Raw genomic sequence first — 15,625 nt, 5'->3', positions numbered from 1 at the left:
AACCAATCTCGACTACAAAGATAATCAATTAAGCTCACATACCTATTTCTTTATTTTTACAAGTATAACAATCATAGCTAGTTATAACTAAAAAACATTCTATTAAATACATTTAGTCATCTCTATGCCGCCTTTTTTAAGGTAGATCGCTAATATGAAAAAGGCAGACTATCTTATTGGATAATCTGCCTTTCTCTATATATAAACGATGTACTATTTCAACAATACAATCACACCTTTAGCTCCGTGAGCCCCTACTACTAATGATTGTTCTATATCAGCCGTTTTAGACGGTCCCGAAATAAATACACCAAAACCATAATCATTAAACTTTATCTGATCATAAGCTTCGTGCATATTATGTACAATCTTGTTTTTATCTAGAAGAATAACCAGATACTCGGAAATAAAATAAACTACTTTTTCTTTTACATTCTGTGGTATCCATACACAAGCATTTTCTGCAACGCCCACTTCTCCTTGAATAACTGCCAGATCAGTCCCATTTAAACTATGGGCATCTTCCACATTATCAGGATTAATAGTTGCTATATCGATTTCGGGCAGATTAGAGGCTATAATTTTAGCCTCGGGATATAGAGAACGTATCAAAGCATTTATATCTTCTCCTTCCTTTACAACCATAGCATCGCCGCCCACTGCTTTACACATCTGAGTAAATTTTTCGAGCTTGTCGGGATATTGAATCGCAGCAATATCTAAATCGGGCATATCATATTGAACTTTAATATGTCGCTTTACATTCGATAATATATCATTCTTACTACTCATAGCTTAATTCTTTTTAAGGTCTCAGACCCTTTTATTTACTTATTCTTCTGAACTTTACCTTTCTTCCACATCGAAGTAAAAGATTCTGATGCAAACTTAGGCAGTTCGCGCCCTTTACCCCAATCATTCAATCCATTATAAATAAGGAATCGAGGCATATGATTGATAATAGGAGCCATTTTCAGACCTGCTTTATATAATGCAGGATGAGTGAATAAAAATTTCATTCCTCCCGACATCATCTTTTTCATCTTATCAGCCTTACCTAAAGAATTTAAGTTCTGTCTCCATCTGTAAATCTGGTCAGCCAAATCAATCTTTGCAGGGCAAACATTGTTACAAGAATAACACAGCGAACAAGCCGAAACGTTATCGTAATACTCTTCGGGATTCTTTAACATACCCAAATTAATCCCGATTGGACCCGGTATAAAATAGGTATAGGAATATCCTCCACTACGACGATATACAGGGCAGGTATTCATACAAGCCCCACAACGAATACATTTCAATGTTTGAATATGCTCGTCATTACCCAAAATATCGCTCCTGCCATTATCTACAATAATAATGTGCATTTCACCACCTTCGCGTGGTTTACGGAAGTGGGACATGTACGACGTTACAGGTTGCCCCGTTGCCGAACGAGCCAATAGACGAGAATATACAGCCAACGATTTATGATTGGGAATCAGTTTCTCTAATCCCATTGATACTATATGTATTTTAGGAAGTGATGTTCCCATATCGGCATTACCTTCATTGGTACATACCACCACATCACCCGTATCTGCAACAGCAAAGTTACATCCCGTCATTCCCACATCTGCTGTAAGGAATTCGTTTCGTAGATGCTGACGCGCTGCACGAGTCAGATAAGTCGGATCACTATTGTCTTTTTCAGTATGTAATTTTTCCTCAAATAATTTACCAACCTCTTGCCTTTTCAAGTGAATGGCAGGCATCACAATGTGGCTAGGCGGCTCATCCATTAATTGAAGAATACGCTCGCCAAGATCACTCTCCACAACATCAATACCTTTCTCTATGAGATAAGGATTCATGTGGCATTCTTCAGTAAGCATCGATTTACTTTTTACCAGTTTTTTAGCCTCGTGTCTTGCCAAGATACTATATACTATCTCGTTATGCTCTTTAGCATCCTTTGCCCAATGCACTATCACCCCATTTGCTTCGGCATTCTTGGTAAATTCTTCAGCATATTTATCAAGATGAGTAATTGTGTGCATTTTTATTTTGCTCGACAATTCTCTCAACTCTTCCCATTCGGGTACATCCATAGCCATTTTGTCTCTCTTCTCTCGAACAAACCACAGAGTCTCATTGTGCCATGTCTCCTGTTCTTTATTTGCTATGAAGCGGTTTGCAGCTTCTGTATGTTTTGTACTCATAGTCCGGCAGCTAAAATTTGAACAACATGAATAAACTTGATAGGTAGTTTTTCTCTACTTACCACTCCTTGCATATGCATCAAGCATGAGCTGTCAGCGCCCGTAATATATTCAGCACCCGTAGCCATATGGTTCTTTACTTTGTCTTGTCCCATACATACGGATACAGAGGGTTCTTCGATGGAAAACATACCACCAAAGCCACAACACTCGTCCACTTTTTGCGGTTCGAGTACTTCAATCCCTTCAACCTTATCCAATAAATCTCTGATTTTTGAATAGCGGGGGATATTCAACTCACTAGCGGATGACAAATGAAGCTCACGTACTCCGTGACAACTGTTGTGCACACTCACCTTATGAGGAAACTTTCCCGGTAGTTTATCCACCTTCAACACATCGTGCAGAAATTCGCAGAAGTCATATATCTTGCCACTAGTTTGGCAAAGATGCCCTTCCTTCTCTAATAATCGAGGATAATTTTCTTTTACAAATACAGCGCAACTCGCTGATGGAGCTACAATGTATTCATACTTATCAAATAACTTCTCGAATTGTTGAGCCAAAGGTATAGCCTCATTCTCGAAACCTGCATTAGCCATGGGCTGTCCACAACAAGTTTGATCGATCGGATAATCTACCTCTACTCCCAGATGGTCGAGCAGCTTATATGCCGCTACGCCTACTTCGGGAAATATGGCGTTTACATAACATGGAATAAATAGTCCGACTTTCATTTCTATTATAGTTTTTTAGTTGATATGCTTTTCTTAATAGGAGCAGATCTATGTAACTGTCATATATGGCGAATGCATAGATCCACTCTCACTTCTTGTAACCAAAGGATTTTGAGACCTTAAAATATAAGTGTGCCCATCAATTTGGGAACAAAATATACCATGAGACCTGCTACAACAATATATCCTAAAGCAAAAGGCATAGCCTTCTTCATTATCTCACCTTCACGTCCTTGTAAGCCACAAGCCGAGGTTGCAACCGCTATACTTTGTGGAGAAATAATCTTTCCACCTGTTGCTCCTGCTGTATTTGCTGCTGCCAACCAACTTGGATCGACCCCAATAGTGCTACCAACCGAAGCTTGAAGTTTTCCAAACAAAATATTAGACGAAGTATCGCTACCTGTAAGGAATGTACCAAGACATCCGATTGTTGGGGCGAATAGTGGGTATAGAGAACCTGTTGTTATTGCCAAAGCTAAACCTAGTTCACCTATCATTCCCGAGAAATCCATCACCGAAGAAAGAGCAATAAGACAACACACTGTAATGATAGTTTTGCGTTGTTGCTTTATAACTTTACCTAATAGTTTCAACAGCTCAATAATTTTAGCTCCTTGAATTAGTCCTCCTAAAATAGAACCTAGGAATAAAAGAACACCGGCATCTATAAGCCATGAGATTTTCACAGCACGTACAATATCAGCCTGTGCAACAGTATCAAATATATTAAAACTAAAGGTTGTACTTAAAATCGGAGCAAGCATAGTCCTAAATGGTAATAATGGACTGGTTAATATTACTAATATCAATATCAAACCATAAACACTCCATGCACTTATTATCTCGCCCCAAGAACGTTGAGGAAATTTAGCTTTCAATTCTCTATCTTCATCTGTTGCAGTAATTTTAGCATATAAAATTATTGCAATAATAGAAGCAATACTACCCAATATCGCAGGCGTTTCGGCTCCCATATATCTTGCAGCTATATATTGTGTTACCAACGAAACAACTCCAACGATAACACTCAATAGAATATGTTTAGGTAAAGATTTAATTCGAGGATCGGTCATAAACACAAGCACAAAGGGTATAAGTATCATTAAGGGTGATAATTGTAACACGACTTGTGTACTTAACACCTGTATGTTATCTACTCCGGCTTGTTCCGCCAATACTTTAACGGGAGTACCTACAGCACCAAATCCAGTTGCAACACTATTGGCTATCAGACTGGCTACTGCCGAAAAGATTGGCTTAAAACCTAAACTAATCAATATAGCAGCAGGAATAGCAACCGCTGTTCCAAATCCGGCCATTCCCTCCAAAAGACCGCCAAACCCCCATGTTAGAAGCAAAACCTGAATGCATTTATCCGATGATATAGAAGAGAACTGTTCTTTCAACACCTCCATTTTCCCCGTATGTACCAATACATTATAACTGAATATAGCCATAATGATAATAATCAATATAGGGAATATAGCCTTTAGAATTCCATAAATAATTGACAATCCCGTATCTGCCGCAGGAAGATGGAATGCAAATAAGGCAATTAAAACGGTAGTCGCTAATGTTATAAGTGCGCTCTTATCTCCCGACATTTTCAGAAAACCCATCAAAATGATAAGTAGAATTACAGGCACTGCGGCAAATACAACTGACATCCAATTAAGGTCTACGACTAAATTAGAACTTTGAAGAATTACGTTTAAAACCATGGCAGAAATTGTATTAGTTTGTTTCCAAATTGGGGTTAACTCCAGATAGACAACGCAAATTATATTTTTTTTTCCAAAAAACGACTATCTATTCATATGTTATATTGCATATTTGTTTAAGAATTGTAAAATCTCAGGTAATATAGGTGTTGTAAGACTTGAAAGCCTCAATTCAAAATCCAACTAAGATTAATTTATCCCTATTATTCTTATCTTTGGTTACAAATTCACTTGACATAAATATGGAAAACGACAATAAATATAGGCTATTGAGTGAAGGAGAAATCTTTCAACCTTCAATTATGGGGGTTATATCTTATAAACAAGAAAGCCTTTTCACTCAAGATTACATCAACCACTCCCTCAGCAACTCCATTGGCTTCAACCTTTTATCCTTCGAACTATCACAAGCTCCCGACCATGTTGAAAAGGAATATATTGCTACAATAGAATACTTAAATGAGGTTTACAGAGTTGTATTATCGGTACTATCAGTAGAAGACCTTCGCCTTGAAGAATTCGGGCTTGCCAATATGGTAAATGAAGATGATTTTAATATTGCTTTATCGCAAAAAAAATATATTAACGCTGCTGTAAACTTTGGATCGAAAGCTCTCGATTCATTTCATCTTCAACTAAAGGTATTGGATGCCATAGTACCCGATGCTAGTTTAGTTATTGATTTTATGTCTTTCCGACTTCTTTCGGGAAAATGGCTAAGTTTGACAGCATCCTCAAAAATTCCACCTTCGCCCGATTATTTATATGCACTTCATGCAGTATATGATGAAAAAGGAGAAAAAACGGAATATTGGTTTCACACACATGGGTTGGTTAGATGTGGTCTTGTTGAACTCGAGATACTAAATACCACTAATGGTGCACAACAGATGTATGATCTGGTAAACCATACTGTAAAACGATTTCTATCAGACCCGGTAAAAGAAAATGAAAAATTTACCGCAGGTTTTGACGGATTAGATATAAATCTGACTTGGATTCGTTGGGAAGAAGCCTTGAAGGATTTTAAGACTCCTATTCTGGGTGGCTTTCACGATAGAGAGGGAGACTCCAATGCACACTCGGAACCTTCGGGCGTACTCTTTGCTATTGAAGACGGAAACCTTATTTCGCCCGAAATATACGCCTCTACTCTTGCCAATAATCCTATTTTATTTGTTTCCACTGAGGAAACTTTAAGAATGAGCAGATTAGCTAAAGATCGTTTCTTTCACTTTCTACATATTTTCGAGAAACATTCAGTACCATCTACAAAGTCATTCTTTAAAAAGTTATTTGGAAAAAAAGAAGAGAATCAAAATCAATGGTCTTTCATCGTTAAATTTGGTCTAATAGTAGACAATGCTAATAACAATACCGAAAGAGAACATCTATGGTTCAGTGTTATTTCGGCTGATACTAAAAAGATAGAGGGAAAACTCCTTAATGCACCTTATTGGATAGATTCTCTTAAAGAGGGCGATATTAAATCATACCCGATTGAAGTATTAACAGATTGGATTATTTATGATGCAGAAGGTAACCAATATACCCCCGATTCCGTTTATCAGCTAATTGAGGAAGAGGATATTGATGATTAACATATTACAACAGAAAATAAAAAGCCCTTGTGAATTAGATTCACAAGGGCTTTTTATTTAATCGTCTTATCTTAATTCTACTTTTCAGCTTACTTAGTTCACCTTAGAAATTTCTCCTCCATTGTAGAAATTTATTATATTTTCGGCTACCTCGCGTTGCATATCATATCTACCTTCGATAGTTTGAGTTCCCGTATGAGGAGTCAGAACAACATTATCGAGTGTTAGAAATTCGGGGTTGATACGAGGTTCGTTCTCAAAAACATCTAATCCTGCACCAAATATCCGATTATCTTTCAACGCTTTTATTAATGCAGCCTCATCAACCGTAGAACCTCTGGAAGTATTAATAAGTATTGCGTTTGATTTCATCTTATTAATTGCCTTCTCATCAATAATATGATAAGTTTCGGGTGTAGCAGGAGCATTAATAGTTATAAAATCAGATTGAGAAAGTAACTCATCGAAACTTACATACCTAGCATTATACTGCTCTTCTATACCTTTTGCAACAGGTTTTCTATTATGATAAATAATATTCATTCCGGCAGCAATAGCACGTCTGGCAACAGCCTGACCGATACGTCCAAAACCATATATCCCTAGCGTTTTTCCAAAAATAGCTATTCCCGGATTATCATATAATCCCCAGCTCAGCCCTTCCGGCGTACGCAACTTATTGTTGTAAAAACCAATACGACGAGCAACTGCATGTATGAGACCGAAACAAAGTTCGGCAGTAGGCTCTAAAACCGAATTGGGTGTATTAGTCACCGCAATTCCTTTTTGAGCTGCATACTCTACATCAATATTATTATATCCTACACCAAAGTTAGCTATCAGCTTTAAATTCTTCGCTTTATCGATAATTTCCTTATCTGTATAAAAGCTAAAATTTGGGATAAAGACCTCGTAATCCTCTATAATATCAAGTATCTGATCTTTTTTGAAGTGTCCTGTTGGAGGATACGTTACATCAAACAAATCATCTAATACTTGAAAAGGCTCACGATGAAAATTATGTCCCGACAATACTTTCTTCTTCATAATCTAAGTTCTAAAAACTATTTAATATTCTAGCAAGATACTTATATCTTTATGAGTAAAGATTCAGAAAACGATATGTTGCTTTCAACAAATAATTAGAAAGGCAGATCGTCGGCACTATCTCCACCACCAAAATCGGCAGGAGCAGGAGGAGGAGGAGGCGTTTGTTGAGCATATTCAGGCATTCCCTGACTTGCACCACCTGCAGAAGGCATAGCTAAATCTACTTTCCAAGCTTTTACATCTGTGTACCAACGTCCATTATATTCGCGGCTTTCTACATCAAAAGATATATCAAGCATATTTCCGATTTGAAGTACCGATTCGCTGGCTTTATCACCCCATATTGAGATACATACTTTCTTTGGATATTGACCATCTGTTTCAACAACTACGTCTTGTTTTTTCCACTCTCCGTTTTTTCCCATTCCGGTTTGGACTGGCAATACTTGTATTAATTTTGCTATTAATTGCATAATTCAATCTTAAATTTTTTATTAAAGACAAAGGTACAAAAAACTACTCATTAGAGAGTTCTTTATCTGATTTTTCAGAAGAAATACCCCCTTCTACTTCTTCCTCTGAGTCTATAAATTGCTGATAATAAGAAAGCAGCAATGTAGTAAGAGGAATTGCTATAATCATTCCGGCAATACCCATAAGTGAACCCCAGATAGAAAGAGACAGTAATATTATAGCCGGATTGAGCCCCATAGCTTTACCCATTATTCGAGGTACAAGTATAATATCGATAATACATTGGATAACAAGATAGAGTAAAATAACCAATCCGATAAGAGCCCAAAAGCTCTCACCCGTTTGAGAAACCTTTAACCAACATAATAATGCAGCAGGCACTATACTTATAATATGCATATAGGGTACCATATGTAGGAACCCGATAAGAATGCCCAGCACTATGGCCAAAGGCAATCCTATTATCTGAAAACCCGTTGCAAATAAAATAGCCACAATAACACAGATAAGTGCCTGATGACGGAAATATGTATTCATACTTCTTTCAACATCTACAGTTACTCTGCTAACAAAAGCTCTATGGCGATGAGGAATAAGATCCATCCACAATTTATTGATCTTATCATAATCCAATAAAATAAATATCAGATATAATATAATAATAAACACTACTGTAAAACCGAGAATAAAAGATATACTATTAGATACCATGTTTTCTAGAGTCGGAATCAAATATCTAATTGTATCAGAAGCATTTTCTTTCGACAAGACGTTTCTGAGAGAATCGAAATCAATATTTTTAGCAATAAAATCGTGTACGCTCAATGGCATACCATTGACCGTAAAGGATTGAAGATCGTATGAAGTAATAAGACTATTGATCTGATAAAGTTCGTTTTCCACCAAAGGTGTTATACAAAAAAAGAAAAGCGTTAACACCCCAATGAGCATTGCAAAAGTAATTAACACGGCAACAACTCTCTTCTTTAGCCTAAGTTTGTCTTTGATAAAACGAACAACAGGATTTAGCAGATAAGCCATTAACCAAGCCACTAGAAACGGAAGCAACACGCTTCTCAGAATATAAATCATATATATGCCAAGCCCGATCAGTATCACACTTATAGACAAGCGGATTACCCGATCGAAAGTAAAAGGCCTATCAAAACTGTTCCTCATGAAATTTTTCTTATTTTTCGATTTGTTTATCTTTACAAAGATATTTTTTTTTTCAGAAACAATAACTCTAATAAATAAAGTAAAATATTTATTACATATTATTCAACTCTTATCATATGAAATTTCACCTAATCGCCATACTAAGCTTCTGTTTAATAAATGCTTCCGCACAAAATAATGCTGCAATTGAAAAATTTGTACAAACACCCGGATTCGAACATGCTTCAATCGGCTTCTGTGTAAAAGACCTTTCGGGAAACGAGATCATATCATATAACAAAGCTACTTCTTTAACGCCTGCTTCCACTCTAAAGATATTGACAACTGCAACCGCTATTGAATTATTAGGTGAAAATTATCAATTTGCAACAGAACTATCCATTGACCCAAACAATTCCCGCCACTTGATTATTAAAGGATTTGGAGATCCAACTCTCGGTAGTCAGTATCTATTTGATACTCCTACTGCATTTTTGGCGAATTGGGTACAACAGATTCAGAAAAAATTTAGACCTGAATATCCTATTGACATTACAATTGCCGATGATTTTTTCGGCTATAACGGAATATCATCCAAATGGCTCAAAGAGGACATGGGAAACTACTTTGCTTCGGGAGCTTATGGTATTAGTATTTTTGACAATACCTATCAATTGTATCTGAATACAATGAGAACAGATACTTGTCCCGTTATCATAAAAACGGTTCCTGACATGAGGAATATTATATTCACTAATAATCTGCAATTGAATTACGAGAACAAAGACAATAGTAACATAAATGGAGAACCATTCTCTAATCACAGAAGGCTGGTAGGAGATATTCCAACCAAAAGATCATCTTTTATTATTAAAGGAGATTTTCCCGATCCGGGAATGGTGTTAGGTGAAACTCTTGCGAATACATTAGCTCAAAACAACTTTAGAATAAATTCAATAGAAACTGCACGACAACAATATTTCAAGCAGATGTACAATTCTTATGGAGCAACCTCCTATCAAGCAGTTCCTTTTTACAGAGAGCTATCTCCCTCCTTAAAAGATATTATACGCGTAGTTAATGAGAAGAGTAACAACCATTATTCAGAACATTTAATGAGAGCCATTGGACGCAGCTCCAACACCGATATATATAGTGATCCTCTTATTGAAGGAATCAGTAGAACAAACAACTTCTGGGCATCTAAAGGTCTAAATACAGATGGAATACACATTTATGACGGATGCGGATTAGCTCCATCAAACAGTATCAATCCCGAGATTCTTTGCGATATATTAGCGTATATGCAAACAAAGAGCAGGTATTCAAACGCATTCTTTACATCATTACCCAAAGCAGGAAAAGAAGGTACGGTTAGAAATTTATTAAAAGGAACTCGTTTACAAGGAAAACTTTATGTAAAGAGTGGGAGTATTGCCAATGTACAGTGCTATGCAGGTTATTACATAGATGGAGACAAAAAATACACCTTTAGTATTATGGTTAATAACTACAATAGCCCCCGCAAAGATGTTGTGAGGGCTATTGAAAGTTTATTATTAGATATCTTTTGACCGATTTTAGTCCTTTAAAGGTTTCATCGGTATAATTTCATATAACTTGATTCTGAACCAAAGAGTTGTATAAGCAGGAATAATCTTAAAAGTAGAAGCTCCTGTTACATTTGGAGTATATGTATTGTCAACACTACCATACCCTAGTTCTTGAGGGATGCAAACAACACGCTCATCTCCAACTTTCATATCTTGAAGAAGCGTAATCCAACCATCAATAACTTTATTCACTGTAAATTGTGATCTAGTATAGTTTGGTTGTACACTTGACGACAGTCCATATGTATAATTTATCTGAGATATTAGTGATGGATTTTCTGTAGAATCAAAAATTATTTTTTTATTATCTCTATCAAAATACCATCCCTCATAACGAGCAACTACCGTATCAGTAAATTCAGGTCTTCCTTCAACAGTCATTCTTACTGAATTACCATCCGTAATTACTGTTGATGGCTGCCAGTATACTTTACCATTACCCGACTGAGACAATAATGCATTAAAAGAATCATCGCTAGCGACTTTTGCAAATCGTGTTTCATTTAAAGCTTTCCACTCTTCATCTATTTCTACATCATTATCATTATTGCTATTAAGACAAGATGTTGTTGTAAACATGAAAAATACTAAAAGGAACAAAGGGAAAAGATATAATTTCTTTCTCATTAGACTAATTTTCAATTTATGTGGCAAAAATAGAGGTTTTTAATAGAAGTCTGATATAAAAAATGTGAATATCAACATATACTCTATAAAATAAATGTGAGAATGATTCAAAAATCATTCTCACTCTCTAAATAAAGCCGTTATATTTATAATCTCTTTAATATTAATATTATCCTACTTGAGAAATTTTCAAAGTATAAGTACGTTCAAAATCTCCATTATTGGTAATAGATACCTGACCCGGCACGCTTGTATCCAGAGTAAAATCGAACTGAGTGGTACCTCCCTCTGTTTGACATGGAGTTACCTCCGGAAACTTTAGCTGATACTTGAAGGAGTTTATTTTTGTTGGTATTCCCACAACCTGCCTAGCCATGCTATTTTGGTATACAATTGGAAGGCTAAAATCTGTAGGATGTGACACCACAACGCTAAACATAGCAGTCACAAATCTACCGCATTGGTTACCTGAAGTTATAACAAGGGAACCTGCTGACGGATAAGGCAATGATGCAGTAGATATTGATGCAGTAGCACCGGCAGCCACAACCAACGTAAAATGTGTTTGAGGTAGTACACCAATCAAACCTGTATCATTATTACGCACAACTACAGATACATTTGTAGCTGAAGCCTTAGCTGTTCTAATAATTAAATCTCCATTTAGATCCAATCTAGCAGCGGGAGAGGGTGTTCCTATTCCTACTCTTGATACTGGATCAGTAGAGGTACTAAGCCCCGTAGCAAATAACAAATTACCTATATTCATTTGATTAGAGGCAGTTTCGGGTAATACAGTTTGTCCACCAATAGCAATATTATTAGTACCCGAAACAAGTCCCATCCCAGCCTTATACCCTAGTGCTGTATTTCCGCCTCCGGTGGTAAGAGCTATTAAAGCACTAGTACCAACTACACAGTTACCACTACCACCAGTACTATTCCTAAGAGAGCTATGCCCTATGGCAGTGTTACTAACACCTTTAAGATTATTTTGTAAACTATTGTTTCCCATAGCCACATTTGCTCCTATCTCAGTTGCACTAAGACTAAGTGCTCCTACACCAAATGCAGTATTATTTGATGCATTACCAGAGGTACCTCCCAAATAACCGGCTAATTGATTTCCTCTTTTAAATACCAGATCCTTATCATCTATAGTACCCAAGAAATTAACAGCACCATCAGTTCCACTATTTCCGGTTAAACCCCACCCCTGATCAAAAGATTTCCATAAAGTACCATCAAAATAATAATACCCTACCTTCTTTATATTAGCGGTTTTGGTACTGACTGTACCCGATATATCGTTAACATAAACAATTGTACCTACTTGGTCAGCAGTGTACTTTGCATCTTTAACAACTAATTGTTGAAGAGACAATTTAGGTGCAATAATTCCTTCAGCAGTAGTCCCGTCTGTTTTAGCAGCACTAACATCTAGTGTTGCTTTAGGATTTTCTGTATTAATTCCCACCTGAGCATTGGCTCTAAACATTACAGTGAGTAATAATAAAATAAAAAGGATTTTTTTCTTCATTTTCTAGCTTAATCGAGTTTAACATTTACTTTTTTAAAAATTAGGACATTCTTTCACAAACAACTATGAGAGAATAGAACTCCAACTCAAAATAAAATACGACTAATGTTAGTGATCAGTAGCTTGCCGATAAACACCCATTGCAATATTCAATTCTTAGGTTCTCAGATAGACCAACAAAAGCAAAAAATGTTATAATCATCTATGAGTGTTTCAAACAAAGTAGGTTTCGATTGACTAGTATAATCTTACCCACAACTTATAGTTCCTATAAGTTTAGAAAACCTCTAAGAATCTTCAGATTAGAACCTCTTCAAGATTCTCTTCAAATAAAAACATAAATTTTACAACTTCAGCCCCTCTAATTGCGTCTAATTGACACTACAAAGGAAATATATTTTTATCAGATTTGCATTTTAAATTAGTTAAAAACAAAAAACATAGATTCAAACAATTAATTTCCAACACAATAAGCACAAGAAAACATAGGCCACATCGATGAAAGAAGAAATAATATCAATCAAAAAGAAGCTAAAATGACTCGAAACGATCCTTATTAACAATCTTTCTCAACTTATACTCAAAAAAAAGCAGCCCTTGATAAACAAGGGCTGCTTCTATATATTATTAACAGTTTCTTATCCTAAATTCTTAAGAAGGCTTTTCATACTCACTTTATCAGCTACTATTGCTGACAGCTCGCTGATAGCAACACGCTCTTGCTGCATTGTATCACGATAGCGGATAGTAACAGTATTGTCTTCTAATGTTTGATGATCTACAGTTACACAATAAGGTGTACCAATAGCATCGTGACGACGATAACGTTTTCCGATACTGTCTTTTTCATCATATTGACATTTGAAATCGAATTTCAATGCATCGATTATCTCTCTTGCTTTCTCGGGTAAACCATCTTTTTTTACTAAAGGACATACTCCTAATTTAATAGGAGCCAATGGTGCAGGCAATCTCAAGACTACACGAGTTTCACCATTTTCTAATACTTCTTCACAATACGAAGCAGCCATAGTAGAAAGAAACATACGATCTACTCCGATAGATGTTTCAACAACGTAAGGAGTGTATGATTTATTCAACTCCGAATCGAAGTACTGAATTTTCTTTCCTGAGAATTTTTCATGGCTACTTAAGTCAAAATCGGTACGAGAGTGAATACCCTCTACTTCTTTAAATCCAAACGGCATTTCGAATTCTATATCTGTTGCTGCATTAGCATAATGAGCCAATTTATCATGATCGTGGAAACGATATTTAGCATCGCCATAACCAAGCGATTTATGCCATTTCATACGAGTTTCTTTCCATATTTTGAACCACTCAAGCTCTTCACCCGGACGAACGAAAAATTGCATTTCCATTTGTTCGAATTCACGCATACGGAAAATAAACTGACGAGCAACAATCTCGTTACGGAATGCTTTTCCGATCTGAGCTATTCCGAATGGTATTTTCATACGTCCTGTTTTTTGTACATTCAGGAAGTTTACAAAAATACCCTGAGCTGTTTCGGGGCGAAGATATACTTTCATAGCACCATCAGCCGTAGAACCCATTTCGGTTGCAAACATCAGATTGAACTGACGAACCTCTGTCCAGTTACGAGTTCCACTTATCGGACAAACTATTTCGCAATCAACAATAATGTTGCGCAATTCTTCCAAATCAGAATCGTTCAAAGCCTTAGCAAAACGAGCATGTACTTCGTCACGCTTTGCTTGGTTTTCTAGTACACGTGGATTTGTTTGACGAAACATAGAAGCATCAAAGCTTTCACCAAATTTCTTGGCAGCTTTTTCTACCTCTTTATTTATTTTATCGTCAATCTTAGCCAGATAATCTTCAACCAATACATCAGCACGATAACGTTTTTTACTGTCCTTATTGTCAATCAACGGATCATTAAAAGCATCTACGTGTCCCGAAGCTTTCCAGATAGTAGGGTGCATAAATATAGCAGAATCGATACCCACAACATTCTCGTTGAGTAGTACCATACTATCCCACCAATATTTTTTGAGGTTATTTTTTAATTCAACTCCATTTTGACCATAGTCATATACTGCTCCCAACCCATCATAAATTTCACTGGACTGAAATACAAACCCATACTCTTTACAATGCGAAACAATCTTCTTAAAAACGTCTTCTTGTGCCATAATATATCTAATCTTTCATTATTCTTTTTCGGATGGACAAAGTAAATACTTTTTTTGCATAAAAACCAGAGTTACAATAACTGACTACACCCATTAAATGAGCTATTTAATAACTATCAGTCATTATATCTCTTTTAGCTCCATATTTCTGACTCAAAGAATCCTAAATATCTATCAGTTTTCAGACTAAAAGAAGGAAACAAGAGAGAATCATTTCTTTTTTGAAGCTTCAAGGGCTATATTCATCTTTATTTCTTATTTTTACGGTACACACTACACATTAATTTTAGGCAGAAGAAAGTTTGATGTAGAATCCAATTAAAATTACTAATTATGAGATTGCTAATAGGTATACTTACTACAATTATTGTTTTAACAGGTGCAACCCTTACGGTATTGGCTCTGTGGGGAATCCAACCCATATCTTGGCAAATAGTATGGAAATCGGGAGTCACCATAGCTATAGTATGCGGCACAGCTCTTTTGATATATCTTTTTTATTACCTTTTTTTCAAAGATTACTCATACAACAAAAACAAAGGTAACCGTAGCAACCCATTCTATTGAATATTCAAAAAAAAAGCATAAGCAAAACTTTATTTGAAAAGAAACTCCCGATTTTTATCGGGAGTTTCTTTTGTTTAAGACTGATCTGTATAGTTCTGAGTACAGATACTTTTAACTTTGAAAAAAGATACCAAGTAAATACGTAGATAT

13 protein-coding genes are annotated in these 15,625 nt (G+C 36.0%); 3 read left to right on the top strand and 10 right to left on the bottom strand.

Going from position 1 to position 15,625, the window contains the following annotated elements; translation table 11 throughout:
• Positions 1 to 213 precede the first annotated feature (213 nt).
• The 4 genes from IR022_RS12275 to IR022_RS12260 all read right to left on the bottom strand — a co-directional run bounded on the left by IR022_RS12275 (position 214) and on the right by IR022_RS12260 (position 4,611).
• Positions 214 to 792 carry a lactate utilization protein C gene (locus IR022_RS12275; RefSeq protein ID WP_194203902.1) on the bottom strand — a complete coding sequence of 193 codons (579 nt, stop codon included), beginning with the start codon at positions 790 to 792 and terminating at the stop codon, positions 214 to 216.
• A gap of 35 nt (positions 793 to 827) precedes the next feature.
• On the bottom strand, positions 828 to 2,204 hold the full coding sequence (locus IR022_RS12270) for a lactate utilization protein B (RefSeq protein ID WP_194203901.1): 1,377 nt from the start codon (positions 2,202 to 2,204) through the stop codon (positions 828 to 830).
• A complete protein-coding gene (locus IR022_RS12265; protein WP_050708570.1) occupies positions 2,201 to 2,941 on the bottom strand; it encodes a (Fe-S)-binding protein in 741 nt (246 codons plus the stop codon). The genes IR022_RS12270 and IR022_RS12265 overlap by 4 nt, the downstream gene beginning before the upstream one ends.
• 119 nt (positions 2,942 to 3,060) lie before the next feature.
• Positions 3,061 to 4,611, bottom strand: coding sequence for an L-lactate permease (locus tag IR022_RS12260; protein ID WP_050708571.1), 1,551 nt, complete (start codon positions 4,609 to 4,611; stop codon positions 3,061 to 3,063).
• A 296-nt stretch (positions 4,612 to 4,907) separates the two neighbouring features.
• Between IR022_RS12260 and IR022_RS12255 the strand changes: the two genes are divergently transcribed.
• Positions 4,908 to 6,266 (top strand): DUF4026 domain-containing protein, encoded by a 1,359-nt coding sequence (locus IR022_RS12255; RefSeq protein WP_050708572.1) that lies wholly within the window; start codon positions 4,908 to 4,910, stop codon positions 6,264 to 6,266.
• A gap of 93 nt (positions 6,267 to 6,359) precedes the next feature.
• On the opposite strand, the gene IR022_RS12250 is transcribed toward IR022_RS12255, so the two are convergent.
• The 3 genes from IR022_RS12250 to IR022_RS12240 form a co-directional block, all read right to left on the bottom strand.
• A complete protein-coding gene (locus IR022_RS12250) occupies positions 6,360 to 7,313 on the bottom strand; it encodes an NAD(P)-dependent oxidoreductase (protein ID WP_194203900.1) in 954 nt (317 codons plus the stop codon).
• A gap of 95 nt (positions 7,314 to 7,408) precedes the next feature.
• Positions 7,409 to 7,789 (bottom strand): DUF3127 domain-containing protein, encoded by a 381-nt coding sequence (locus IR022_RS12245; protein ID WP_194203899.1) that lies wholly within the window; start codon positions 7,787 to 7,789, stop codon positions 7,409 to 7,411.
• Positions 7,790 to 7,832: 43 nt separating this feature from the next.
• The gene (locus IR022_RS12240; RefSeq protein ID WP_050708575.1) at positions 7,833 to 8,969 is read right to left on the bottom strand and encodes an AI-2E family transporter; all 1,137 of its coding nucleotides are present in this window, start codon (positions 8,967 to 8,969) and stop codon (positions 7,833 to 7,835) included.
• A 116-nt stretch (positions 8,970 to 9,085) separates the two neighbouring features.
• Between IR022_RS12240 and dacB the strand changes: the two genes are divergently transcribed.
• The gene (dacB, locus tag IR022_RS12235) at positions 9,086 to 10,522 is read left to right on the top strand and encodes a D-alanyl-D-alanine carboxypeptidase/D-alanyl-D-alanine-endopeptidase (RefSeq protein WP_194203898.1); all 1,437 of its coding nucleotides are present in this window, start codon (positions 9,086 to 9,088) and stop codon (positions 10,520 to 10,522) included.
• A 6-nt stretch (positions 10,523 to 10,528) separates the two neighbouring features.
• Here the strand turns inward: dacB and IR022_RS12230 are convergent, their stop codons facing one another.
• The 3 genes from IR022_RS12230 to IR022_RS12220 all read right to left on the bottom strand — a co-directional run bounded on the left by IR022_RS12230 (position 10,529) and on the right by IR022_RS12220 (position 14,908).
• Positions 10,529 to 11,188 (bottom strand): FKBP-type peptidyl-prolyl cis-trans isomerase, encoded by a 660-nt coding sequence (locus tag IR022_RS12230; protein ID WP_194203897.1) that lies wholly within the window; start codon positions 11,186 to 11,188, stop codon positions 10,529 to 10,531.
• Positions 11,189 to 11,357: 169 nt separating this feature from the next.
• Positions 11,358 to 12,728: a hypothetical protein gene (locus IR022_RS12225; protein ID WP_194203896.1), complete on the bottom strand. Its 1,371-nt coding sequence runs from the start codon at positions 12,726 to 12,728 to the stop codon at positions 11,358 to 11,360.
• A 638-nt stretch (positions 12,729 to 13,366) separates the two neighbouring features.
• Entirely contained in the window at positions 13,367 to 14,908 is a 1,542-nt protein-coding gene (locus IR022_RS12220; RefSeq protein WP_194203895.1) for a glycine--tRNA ligase, read from the bottom strand.
• A gap of 333 nt (positions 14,909 to 15,241) precedes the next feature.
• Here IR022_RS12220 and IR022_RS12215 point away from each other — a divergent pair, with 333 nt between their 5' ends.
• Positions 15,242 to 15,475 (top strand): hypothetical protein, encoded by a 234-nt coding sequence (locus IR022_RS12215; protein ID WP_194203894.1) that lies wholly within the window; start codon positions 15,242 to 15,244, stop codon positions 15,473 to 15,475.
• Positions 15,476 to 15,625: the final 150 nt, after the last annotated feature.

Source organism: Dysgonomonas sp. GY617 (genome assembly GCF_015233815.1).
Taxonomy (GTDB): domain Bacteria; phylum Bacteroidota; class Bacteroidia; order Bacteroidales; family Dysgonomonadaceae; genus Dysgonomonas_A.
Note: the sequence above shows the minus strand (reverse complement) of the source record. Positions and strands in the feature narration are given on the sequence as shown.

Excerpts from the sequence above, each read along its gene's own strand:
- IR022_RS12250 (WP_194203900.1), bottom strand. The coding sequence starts at position 7,313 with ATGAAGAAGAAAGTATTGTCGGGACATAATTTTCATCGTGAGCCTTTT.
- IR022_RS12270 (WP_194203901.1), bottom strand. The coding sequence starts at position 2,204 with ATGAGTACAAAACATACAGAAGCTGCAAACCGCTTCATAGCAAATAAA.
- IR022_RS12265 (WP_050708570.1), bottom strand. The coding sequence starts at position 2,941 with ATGAAAGTCGGACTATTTATTCCATGTTATGTAAACGCCATATTTCCC.
- IR022_RS12260 (WP_050708571.1), bottom strand. The coding sequence starts at position 4,611 with ATGTCAGTTGTATTTGCCGCAGTGCCTGTAATTCTACTTATCATTTTG.
- IR022_RS12225 (WP_194203896.1), bottom strand. The coding sequence starts at position 12,728 with ATGAAGAAAAAAATCCTTTTTATTTTATTATTACTCACTGTAATGTTT.
- IR022_RS12245 (WP_194203899.1), bottom strand. The coding sequence starts at position 7,789 with ATGCAATTAATAGCAAAATTAATACAAGTATTGCCAGTCCAAACCGGA.
- dacB (WP_194203898.1), top strand. The coding sequence starts at position 9,086 with ATGAAATTTCACCTAATCGCCATACTAAGCTTCTGTTTAATAAATGCT.
- IR022_RS12215 (WP_194203894.1), top strand. The coding sequence starts at position 15,242 with ATGAGATTGCTAATAGGTATACTTACTACAATTATTGTTTTAACAGGT.
- IR022_RS12255 (WP_050708572.1), top strand. The coding sequence starts at position 4,908 with ATGGAAAACGACAATAAATATAGGCTATTGAGTGAAGGAGAAATCTTT.
- IR022_RS12240 (WP_050708575.1), bottom strand. The coding sequence starts at position 8,969 with ATGAGGAACAGTTTTGATAGGCCTTTTACTTTCGATCGGGTAATCCGC.
- IR022_RS12230 (WP_194203897.1), bottom strand. The coding sequence starts at position 11,188 with ATGAGAAAGAAATTATATCTTTTCCCTTTGTTCCTTTTAGTATTTTTC.
- IR022_RS12275 (WP_194203902.1), bottom strand. The coding sequence starts at position 792 with ATGAGTAGTAAGAATGATATATTATCGAATGTAAAGCGACATATTAAA.
- IR022_RS12220 (WP_194203895.1), bottom strand. The coding sequence starts at position 14,908 with ATGGCACAAGAAGACGTTTTTAAGAAGATTGTTTCGCATTGTAAAGAG.